7 protein-coding genes are annotated in these 7,963 nt (G+C 67.1%); all 7 read left to right on the top strand.

Annotation, left to right across the window (positions count from 1 at the left end):
* Positions 1-1,049 (top strand): BamA/TamA family outer membrane protein (locus tag ACPEH1_RS20200; RefSeq protein WP_423716292.1); only part of this gene is annotated, 1,049 nt, incomplete at its 5' end.
* Positions 1,050-1,371: 322 nt separating this feature from the next.
* Positions 1,372-2,394, top strand: coding sequence for a UDP-3-O-(3-hydroxymyristoyl)glucosamine N-acyltransferase (gene lpxD / locus ACPEH1_RS20195; RefSeq protein ID WP_017355316.1), 1,023 nt, complete (start codon positions 1,372-1,374; stop codon positions 2,392-2,394).
* Positions 2,391-2,846 (top strand): 3-hydroxyacyl-ACP dehydratase FabZ, encoded by a 456-nt coding sequence (fabZ, locus tag ACPEH1_RS20190; protein WP_423716291.1) that lies wholly within the window; start codon positions 2,391-2,393, stop codon positions 2,844-2,846. The genes lpxD and fabZ overlap by 4 nt, the downstream gene beginning before the upstream one ends.
* Positions 2,847-2,865: 19 nt before the next feature.
* Positions 2,866-3,657, top strand: a complete 792-nt coding sequence (gene lpxA, locus ACPEH1_RS20185; protein WP_313217035.1) for an acyl-ACP--UDP-N-acetylglucosamine O-acyltransferase — start codon at positions 2,866-2,868, stop codon at positions 3,655-3,657.
* Positions 3,654-4,940: a lipid-A-disaccharide synthase gene (gene lpxB / locus ACPEH1_RS20180; protein WP_136004263.1), complete on the top strand. Its 1,287-nt coding sequence runs from the start codon at positions 3,654-3,656 to the stop codon at positions 4,938-4,940. Before lpxA ends, lpxB begins: the two co-directional genes overlap by 4 nt.
* The gene (locus tag ACPEH1_RS20175) at positions 4,937-5,599 is read left to right on the top strand and encodes a ribonuclease HII (RefSeq protein WP_026070657.1); all 663 of its coding nucleotides are present in this window, start codon (positions 4,937-4,939) and stop codon (positions 5,597-5,599) included. Before lpxB ends, ACPEH1_RS20175 begins: the two co-directional genes overlap by 4 nt.
* A gap of 218 nt (positions 5,600-5,817) precedes the next feature.
* On the top strand, positions 5,818-7,963 hold a 2,146-nt coding region (gene dnaE, locus ACPEH1_RS20170; protein WP_423716290.1), incomplete at its 3' end, for a DNA polymerase III subunit alpha.

The following is a 7,963-nucleotide window of genomic DNA, read 5'->3' as shown; positions in this document are numbered from 1 at the left end:
GCAGCCGCGTGTCGGTCGAAGCCTCGCGCAGCAGCTACCTGCAGCGCTACGGTTTCTCCTACACCAACCCCTACTTCACCGATGACGGCGTCTCGCTGGGCTACAACCTGTCCTGGCGCGAACTGGACTACTCCGACTTCAACACCGCGCAGTACAACAGCACCAACGGTGCGGCGCAGATGATCTTCGGCGTGCCGATCACCGAGAACGACACCGTCTCGCTGATGTTCGGCATCGACAGCAACCAGATCACCACCTACCGGGAGGCCACGCCGGAGGCGATCATCGACTACATCAACGCGGTCGGCCAGCGCACGTTCCACTCCTGGCGTACCGAGCTGGGCTGGGCGCGCGATACCCGCAACGACTACTTCATGCCCACCCGCGGTACCTACCAGCGCGTCGGCCTGGAGACCACGCTGCCGGGCTCGACGGTCGAGTACTACAAGCTGAACTACCAGTTCTCCAAGTACTGGCCGATCATGCCGTCGCTGGTGATCAACACCCGCGCGGAAATCGGCTACGGCGACAGCTACGGCAAGGACGTCACCCGCGACCTCTGCTACACCCCGCCCACCACCGACAACCCGAATCCGACGCAGACAGTGAACTGCAATACGTCCTCGCCGGACTACCGCAAGACCGTGACCGCCACGGGCCTGCCGTTCTACGAGAACTTCTACGCCGGCGGCACCAACTCGGTGCGCGGCTTCGAAGACAACACGCTGGGCCCGCGTTCGGAAGCCATCAACGGCTACAGCAACGGCCAGCCGCTGGGCGGTTCGCTGAAGACGGTCGGCTCGATCGAAGCGTACTTCCCGCGTCTGTTCGACAGCCCGTCGGCACGCATCTCGGCGTTCCTGGACTTCGGCAACGTGTACACCGGGGTAGACAACTTCAAGGCCAACGAGCTGCGCGTGTCCACCGGTGTGGCGCTGTTGTGGCGCGCACCGGTCGGTCCGATCTCGATCAGCTACGCCTTCCCGCTCAAGAAGGAAGACGGCGACGAGATCGAGCGTCTCCAGTTCACGTTCGGCGGCCAGTTCTAAGCGTCGGACGCATCAGCAGAAACGCCGGGCATGTCCCGGCGTTTCTGTTTTCGAGCCTCAAGCCGCAAAGCGAACGGCGAACGGCAGCATTTCACCTGCTACGGGCTGGAGCCGCCGCCGGGTAGCCCCGCGCCGGGACGTCCGCCGCGAACCCGCCCCGACCCGCCCAAGCCAGACGTTCCTTCAGCCACACGCTGTTCGCCTGAATCCAACAGCAACCGGGCACAGCCGGGGGGTACACAGCCCATCGTACGCGCGTGGTGGATCAGGCCCGGAAAGGGCCGAACATGACCGAAGTCACGGCACACGGTAAACTTCCGGCGTGAATACTCCTTCCTATACCGCCCAGCAACTCGCCGAGCAGTTTGGCCTGCAGGTCCACGGTGATGGCAGCACCGCCATCCGTGGCGTGGCCACCCTTGCCCATGCCGGCCCCGGCCAGCTGACCTTCCTGGCCAACCCGCGCTACCGCGCCCAACTGGCCGACAGCCAGGCCGGCATCGTGGTGCTGCGCGCCGAGGATGCCGAGGCCGCACCCGGCACCGCGCTGGTGGCCAAGGACCCGTACACGACCTTCGCCAAGATCGCCGCGCTGTTCGACATCGCGCCGACCCGTCCGCCAGGCATCCACCCCAGCGCGATCATCGATCCGGATGCGCAGGTGGCCGCCAGCGCCCACATCGGCCCGTTCGTCACCATCGGCGCGCGCAGCGTCGTCGGTGAGAACTGCATCGTCGGCCCCGGCAGCATCATCGGCGAGGACTGCACCCTGGACACCGGCTGCGAGCTGATCGCACGGGTGACCCTGGTGACCCGGGTCAAGCTCGGCAAGCGCGTGCGCATCCATCCCGGTGCTGTGCTCGGCGCCGACGGCTTCGGCCTGGCAATGGATGCCGGCCACTGGATCAAGGTGCCGCAGCTCGGCGGCGTGCGCATCGGCGACGACTGCGAGATCGGCGCCAACACCTGCGTGGACCGCGGCGCGCTGGAAGACACCGTGCTCGACAACGACGTGCGCCTGGACAACCTGGTGCAGATCGCACACAACGTGCAGATCGGTGCGCACTCGGCCATCGCCGGCTGCACCGGCATCGCCGGCAGCGCCAAGATCGGCCGCTACTGCCTGCTCGGCGGCGCCGTCGGCGTGGTCGGCCACCTCGAAATCTGCGACAAGGTCGTCATCACCGGCAAGTCGGTGGTGCGCAACTCCATTCATGAGCCGGGCGAGTATTCGTCCGGCACCCCACTGACCGACAACCGCACGTGGCGCAAAAACGCCGCGCGCTTCAAGCAGCTCGATGCATTGGCCCGTCGCATCCTGTCTGTGAGCAAGGAGAAGGAATGAGCCACGAACAGAAGCTGCCGGACATCACCGAGATCCAGGCGTTGATCCCGCACCGTTACCCGTTCCTGCTGGTCGACAAGGTCGTGTCGATCGACTACGACAAGCGCACCATCGTCGCAACCAAGAACGTCAGCATCAACGAGCCCTTCTTCCAGGGCCACTTCCCGGGCCAGCCGATCATGCCCGGCGTGCTGATCATCGAAGCGATGGCCCAGGCCGGTGGCGTGCTCACCCAGCTCACCCTGGGCCGCGATGCGCAGTCCAAGCTGTTCTACATGGTCAAGGTGGACAAGGCCCGTTTCAGCAAGCAGGTCGTTCCCGGTGACGTGCTGGAAATGCACGTGGAGATCAAGCGCGTGATCCGCAACATGGCCGTGTACGACTGCGTGGCCAAGGTCGAAGGCGAGATCGTGGCGTGCGCCGAAGTGCTGTGCGCCGGCACCCGCGAATGAGTCCGGCAGGAGACCTGCGATGAGCGACAACGCCCCCCTGATCCATCCCACCGCCGTGGTCGACCCGTCGGCCCGGCTGGCGCCCGATGTCCGCGTCGGCGCGTTCAGCCTGATCGGTGCCGATGTCGAGATCGGCGCCGGCACCGAGGTCGGTCCGCACTGCTCCATCCACGGTCCGACCCGGATCGGCCGCAACAACCGTTTCATCGGCCACGCCGCGATCGGCGGCGAGCCGCAGGACAAGAAGTACACGGGCGAACGCACCGAGCTGGTGATCGGCGATGACAACGTCATCCGCGAGTTCGTCACCATCAACCGCGGCACCGCAGGCGGCGGCGGCATCACCACGGTTGGCAACGACAACTGGATGCTGGCCTACACCCACGTGGCGCACGACTGCCATGTCGGGGACCACTGCGTGTTCTCCAACAACACCACGTTGGCCGGCCACGTGACCGTGGGCGACTACGTGATCATCAGCGGCTTCGCCGGTGCCCATCAGTTCTGCCGGATCGGCGCGCATGCGTTCCTGGGAATGGGCGCGTTGACCAATGGCGACGTACCGCCGTTCACGATGGTGGGCAGCGATTCGCTGGGCCGACCGCGTGGCATCAACAGTGAAGGACTGAAGCGCCGCGGTTTCGACGCCGAGCGCATCGCCAGCATCAAGCGCGCCTACCGCACGCTGTATGTGGCCGGCCTGCCGCTGGCCGAAGCCAAGGTGCAGCTGGCCGAACAGGCGCTGCACAGCGCGGACGTGAAGGACCTGCTGGACTTCATCGAGCACGCCGAGAGGCCGCTGCTGCGATGACGGGACCGGGCGGGCCCCTTCCCACCGGCACGACCGCCGAGATCATCGAGCTCGCGGCGGTTGTGGGTGCGCTGGAGACCACCATCGTGGCCACGCCACGCGCATCCGACCGCCCGGTGCGGATCGCACTGGTCGCGGGCGAAGCATCCGGCGACCTGCTCGGTGCCGGCCTGGTCCGCGAACTGCGGCAGCGCTTCCCCAACGCCGAGTTCGCCGGCATCGGCGGCGATGCCATGCGCAGCGCCGGCTGCCAGACCTGGTTCGATGCCAGCGAGCTGGCGGTGATGGGGCTGACCGAAATCCTGCGCCACCTGCCGCGCCTGCTGAAGCTGCGCGGCGAGTTCCGCACGCGTGCGCTGGACTGGCGGCCGGATGTCTTCATCGGCATCGACGCCCCGGACTTCAACCTGGGCGTGGAGCGCTGGCTGAAGGAGCGCGGCATCACCACGGTGCACTACGTGAGCCCGTCGGTGTGGGCCTGGCGCGAGAAGCGGGCCGAGAAGATCGGCGCCAGCGCCGATCTGGTGCTTTGCCTGTTCCCGATGGAGCCGCCGATCTACGCACGGCACGGCATCGATGCGCGCTTCGTCGGTCATCCGATGGCTGACGACATTCCGTTGCAGAGCGACCGCGACGCGGCCCGCATGGCGCTGGGCCTGCCCGCCAACGCCAGCGTGCTGGCCGTGCTGCCGGGCAGCCGCCTGGGCGAGATCGGCAAGCTGGGCGAGGCGTTCTTCGAAGCCGCCTGGCAGGTGTCCGAGCGCATTCCCGGGCTGCATGTGGTGGTTCCGGCCGCCAATCCGGCCTGCCGCCAGCTGATCCAGGAACAGTTGTCGCGCTCGGCGCTGCCGGTGGCGCATTCGCACCTGCTCGATGGGCAGGCACGCGAGGCGATGATCGCCGCCGACGTGGTGGTGCTGGCCTCCGGCACCGCGACACTGGAAACCATGCTGGTCAAGCGCCCGATGGTGGTCGGCTACCGGGTGGCCGAGCTGACCTACCGCATCGTCAAGGCGCTGGGCCTGATCAAGGTCGACCGCTTCGCGTTGCCCAACATCCTGGCCGGCAAGGACCTGGCGCCGGAGCTGATCCAGCACGACTGCGTGCCGGACAAGCTGGCAGCCGCGATTCTGCAGTGGTTCGACCACCCGCAGCGTATCGCCGACCTGCAGGGCACTTACGCGCAACTGCATCTGCAACTGCGCCGTGACGCCTCGGCACGTGCCGCCGAGGCGGTGGCCGAGCTGCTGATGCGCCAGCCGCGCACAGGTGGGGCGGCGTGAGCCGCCGCCACGCTGCGGCCGCCTCGCTGGCGCTGTTCGATGGGGCGGCACTGGCGACAGTCGCACCGCGCTACGTCGCGGGCGTGGACGAAGCAGGGCGCGGCCCGCTTGCCGGTCCGGTCGCGGTGGCGGCCGTCGTGTTCTGCCCGGACCGCCCACGCCTGAACGGCCTGGACGACTCCAAGCAGCTGACGGCGCTCCGCCGCGACGCGCTGTTCGACAGGATCCAGCAACGTGCGCTGGCCTTCCACGTAGTGATGGTGGACGTGGCCGAGATCGACGCGCTCAACATTTACCAGGCCACGATGCTCGGCATGCGCCGCGCGGTCGAAGGCGTGGCGCACGTGGCGCAGTTCGCGCGCATCGACGGCAACGTGGTGCCCAAGGGCCTGCCCTGCCCGGCCCAGGCGCTGGTCGGCGGCGATGCGCTGGACCGCGCGATCATGGCCGCCTCGATCCTGGCCAAGGTCAGCCGCGACCGCTACATGCTGGCGCTGCACGAGCAGCACCCCGAGTACGGCTTCGACCAGCACAAGGGCTACGGCACCCCGGCCCACCTGGCCGCCCTGCGCACGCACGGCCCCTGCCCGCAGCATCGACGCAGCTTCGCGCCGGTTCGGGCGTGTTTCGATACCGAGCTGGTCGCGGTCCCGGGCTGAGCGCTTCACGGCCGACGCGGAGGCGTGCTGTGCCTCGGACCGGTCGTGCTTTCCGGGAGTGAGAGGTGCCGGGCATGGCTCAGCACGGCGTGGACGGGGCCGGCAACAGCGCGCCAACCTGAACCGTACTGCCCGCACCACCGCCCCTGCCTGACCTGTCAAGCCTTGTTCCGCCTGCCGCCCGCCGCTACCCTGACCGGGCATTACATTGGCCCGGCATGTCCACTTCCCGTTTCGTACATCTCCACATCCACACCGAGTTTTCGCTGGCGGATTCGACCATTCGTGTCCCGGCGAAGCCGGATCAGGCCGACCCGAAGAAGGCCAAGCAGGCCAACCTGCTCAGCCGCGCGGTGGAACTGAAGCTGCCGGCGCTGGCAGTCACCGACCTGAACAACCTGTTCGCGCTGGTCAAGTTCTACAAAGCGGCCGAAACCGTCGGCATCAAGCCGATCGCCGGTGCCGACATCATGATCGCCGAAGAGGGCATGACCCCTTGGCGCATGACCCTGCTTTGCCGCGATCGCGAGGGCTACCTGAGTCTCTCTCGCCTGCTGACCCGCGCCTGGATGGAGGGCCACCGCCCGGAAGGCGGCGTCGCCGTGCACCCGGACTGGCTCAAGGCCGGCTGCCACAACCTGTTCGCCCTGGCCGGCCGCGACAGCCTGGCCGGGCGCCTTGCCGGTGAAGGCCGCCACGACCTCGCCGAGCAGCAGCTCGCCGACTGGCAGCGCGTGTTCGGCGATGGCCTGCACCTGGAACTGACCCGTACCGGGCGCGAGGGCGAGGAAGCGTTCAACCAGTTCGCCCTTCAGGCCGCCGGCCAGCGCGGCCTGCCCGTAGTGGCCAGCAACGACGTGCGCTTCCTGCAGCCGGAGGATTTCAGCGCGCACGAAGCCCGTGTGTGCATCTCCTCCGGCCGCGTGCTCGACGACCCCAAGCGTCCGCGCGACTACAGCGACCAGCAGTACCTCAAGTCCCCCGAGGAGATGTGCGCGCTGTTCGCCGACATCCCCGACGCCATCGACAATACGCTCGCACTTGCGCAGCGCTGCAACGTCGAAATGCGTCTGGGAACCTACTTCCTGCCCAACTACCCGGTGCCGGAAAACGAAACGCTGGAGAGCTGGATCTGCAGCGAATCGCGCAAGGGCCTGGACGCGCGGCTGGAGAAGAACCCGCTGGCCGAAGGCAAGACCCGCGCCGATTACGTCGAGCGCCTGGAGTTCGAGCTCGCCACCATCATCAAGATGGGCTTCCCCGGCTACTTCCTGATCGTGGCCGACTTCATCCAGTGGGGCAAGAACCAGGGCATTCCGATCGGCCCCGGCCGTGGTTCCGGTGCCGGCTCGCTGGTCGCCTGGGCGCTGCAGATCACCGACCTCGACCCGATCCCGTACAACCTGCTGTTCGAGCGGTTCCTCAACCCCGAACGCGTGTCGATGCCCGACTTCGATATCGACTTCTGCATGGACCGCCGCGACGAAGTCATCGACTACGTCGCGCGCAAGTACGGCCGCGAGCGGGTCAGCCAGATCATCACCTACGGCACGATGGCCGCCAAGGCGGTGGTGCGCGACTCCGGCCGCGTGCTCGGTTTCCCGTATGGCCTGGTCGATGGCGTTTCCAAGCTGATCCCGAACATCCTGGGCATCTCGCTCAAGGATGCGATGGGCGAAGGCAAAGACCCGGAAATGGCCTCGCCCGAGCTGATCCAGCGCTACCAGTCCGAAGACGATGTGCGCGACCTCATCGACCTGGCCCGCCAGCTCGAGGACCTCACCCGCAACGCCGGCAAGCATGCCGGTGGCGTGGTGATCGCGCCCGAACCGCTGGCCGAGTTCTGCCCGCTGTTCGCCGAACACGACGAAGGCGGCCGTGGCCGCAACCCGGTCACCCAGTTCGACAAGAACGACGTCGAAGAAATCGGCCTGGTGAAGTTCGACTTCCTCGGCCTGCGTACGCTGACCATCATCGACTGGGCGGTCAAGGCGATCAACAGGCGCCATGCCCGTGCCGGCATTCCGCCGGTGGACATCACCGCCCTGCCGCTCGACGACGCCCCGACCTACAAGGACATCTTCGCCAACGGCAATACCGGCGCGGTGTTCCAGTTCGAATCCTCGGGCATGCGCCGCCTGCTGAAGGACGCGCGCCCCGACCGCTTCGAAGACCTGATCGCGCTGGTGTCGCTGTACCGGCCTGGTCCGATGGACCTGATTCCCTCCTTCAACGCGCGAAAGCACGGGCAGGAAGAAATCATCTACCCCGATCCGCGTACCGAAGCCATCCTGAAAGACACCTACGGCATCATGGTGTACCAGGAGCAGGTGATGCAGATGGCGCAGATCGTCGGCGGCTACT

The organism is Stenotrophomonas sp. NPDC077421, from assembly GCF_049545505.1.
GTDB classification, from domain to species: domain Bacteria; phylum Pseudomonadota; class Gammaproteobacteria; order Xanthomonadales; family Xanthomonadaceae; genus Stenotrophomonas; species Stenotrophomonas nematodicola.
This window is presented reverse-complemented; position numbering and strand designations above follow the sequence as displayed.

What these genes read in the sequence shown, in the direction of transcription:
- lpxB (WP_136004263.1), top strand. Translation starts at nt 3,654, where the DNA reads ATGACGGGACCGGGCGGGCCCCTTCCCACCGGCACGACCGCCGAGATC.
- fabZ (WP_423716291.1), top strand. Translation starts at nt 2,391, where the DNA reads ATGAGCCACGAACAGAAGCTGCCGGACATCACCGAGATCCAGGCGTTG.
- lpxA (WP_313217035.1), top strand. Translation starts at nt 2,866, where the DNA reads ATGAGCGACAACGCCCCCCTGATCCATCCCACCGCCGTGGTCGACCCG.